Origin of the sequence: Kitasatospora sp. NPDC093558 (assembly GCF_040683475.1) — a bacterium.
Lineage (GTDB): Bacteria > Actinomycetota > Actinomycetes > Streptomycetales > Streptomycetaceae > Kitasatospora.
Genome location: NZ_JBFBDY010000937.1, coordinates 1 through 2,027 on the forward strand (window position 1 = coordinate 1; position 2,027 = coordinate 2,027).

The 2,027-nt window shown below is 76.2% G+C and carries 2 protein-coding genes; one reads left to right on the top strand and one right to left on the bottom strand.

Going from position 1 to position 2,027, the window contains the following annotated elements:
- Window positions 1–929: hypothetical protein (locus AB0O00_RS37155; protein ID WP_363659112.1), on the bottom strand; the 929-nt coding region annotated here is incomplete at its 3' end.
- A gap of 416 nt (window positions 930–1,345) precedes the next feature.
- Here AB0O00_RS37155 and AB0O00_RS37160 point away from each other — a divergent pair.
- Window positions 1,346–2,027 (top strand): Clp protease N-terminal domain-containing protein (locus tag AB0O00_RS37160; protein WP_363659113.1); only part of this gene is annotated, 682 nt, incomplete at its 3' end.

Genomic DNA, 2,027 nt, shown 5'->3' on the forward strand with positions numbered 1-2,027 from the left:
GCCAGCCGACGGACGGCCGGGCTCGTCTCGGCCGGCTCGGCGGCGCGCCGGGCCGCCCGCTGGTCGCGGACGGCGGAGGCCTTCAGCGCGTCGAGGTTGGCGAGTTGGGTGGTGAGCCGCTGCCGTCCCGGCAGGTCGGCGGGGGCGATCCCGGCCGCGGCGGCGGCCTGGACGATGCGCTGCTCCTCGGCGGTGATCGCCGCCGTCCAGGGCGTGATGAGGGCGGGCACCTGGGCGAGGAGGGCGGCGCGGCCGGCGTCGTCGGTGGCCTCGAAGTAGCGGGTGCGCAGTTCGAGGAAGGCGTCGCGGTGGTCGCCGAGCGAGGCCTGGAAGGCCATCGAGGTCTGGGCGAGGCGGTCGGATTCGAGGCGCAGCCGGTCGAAGAGCGCCTGTGCGGCGGTGGCGGGCGCGGCGCCGGCGACGTCCCCGGCCGCGGTGGCGTCGCCGGCCGCCCGGATCGTCGCCCGGCGGTGCTCGTAGTCGCCCAGGTCCGCGTGGCTCTCCGCGCCGGTGACGGACCGGACCAGCTCGGCGGTCTCGACCTTGCCGATCTGCGGCATGTTCGTCGCGTCGTAGTCGATGGCGTAGCCGAGGGTGTGCATGGAGGCCGGGGTGAACTTGGTGTTCGCGTCGAAGGACTTGCGGAAGGCGAACGCCGTACTGGAGGACGGCATCGGGCCCGTCAGCGCCGCCGCGACCGCCTCCAGCCGGGTCTTGGCGTCGCGGTGCAGCCAGGGTCGGCCGGGCACGGCGGACTGCTCGATCGCGGAGTAGTGGGCGACGAGCGCGGCCACCGTGCCGAACCAGCCGAGCCCGGCCCGCAGGAAGTGCCCCTTCTGCACGTCGGTCGTCAGCGGGACACCGCCACCCCCGCTCAGGACGTGCGCCGGGAGCGCGTTCACGGCGGCGAGCGCCTCCGGATCGCTCACGGGCGCCGTGTCCGGGGTGTCGACGCGTTGGACGGTGGTGGTGCTGGTGCCGCTAACGCCGCCGCCGACGCGCTGGACCACCGACCGGACGAACGCAGTGGTGGCCGTGTTGCCCGCCGTCCGTTGCAGGGAGAGCAGCGCGGCGGCCGGAGTGCGCACCGCCGGGGACGCGCCGGGCAGCGAGCCCGGGCCCGTCTCCGCAGCCTCGCCCCGCCGCACCCCGGCCCGTACGCTCATCCCTCCACGGTAAGCGCCGCCCCCGCCCGGGCCGCCTGCCCGAACGGGCAGACCTCGGTGCCCAGTTGAGGACAGCCCCGGTCGGCGTCCGCATTCTTGACGCATTTCCTACGCTCCCATGGGGCAAAGTAAAGGCAAATCATCCGTATAGTCACGGTCAAGAACTGGGGAGGGCCGGCATGGAGACGACGCTGGAACCGGACCGGCGGGCGCTGGACGTCCTGGACGCCGCACGGCAGGTCAGCGGCGGGCGGCTGGGCACCGAACACCTGCTGGCCGCCGCGGCCGACACCACCGGTGCCGCCGCCCACGCCCTCACCGCCGCCGGCGCGCCCGCCCCCGCCCTGCACGCCGCCCTGCGCCACCGCCGCACCGAGTGGACGGCCGACGACGGCGGGCTCGCCGACGCGGAACGGCGGATCTCCGTCGCCGCCGCCCGAGCCCTCGCCACGGCGATGGACCAGGCCCGCCAGGAGCACGCCCTCCGGTTCACCGCCGAACACGTCCTGCGCGCCGTCCTCACCGACCCCGGCAACCGCGCCGCCGAACTCCTCGCCTGCTGCGGCGTCGCCCCCGCCAGCGTCCTCGCACACCTCGACGCCCCCGCCGCAAGCGGCGGCCTCCACCCCCTGCTGCGCCCCACCCGCGATACCCTCCTCGCGGGCCGGCAGCCGCGCTGGAAGCGGATGCTGACGCGCCCGGCCGCCGCCGGTGCCACCCTCGCCGCCGTCCGGCGGGAGACCGACGCCCAGGCCGAACGCCTCGGCCGCCGCTCGCCCGGCACCGAACACGTTCTGCTCGCCGTCCTCGCCCTGCACGAGGTCGCCCGCCACCAGCGGCAGTCGGCCGAGGGCGACGTGG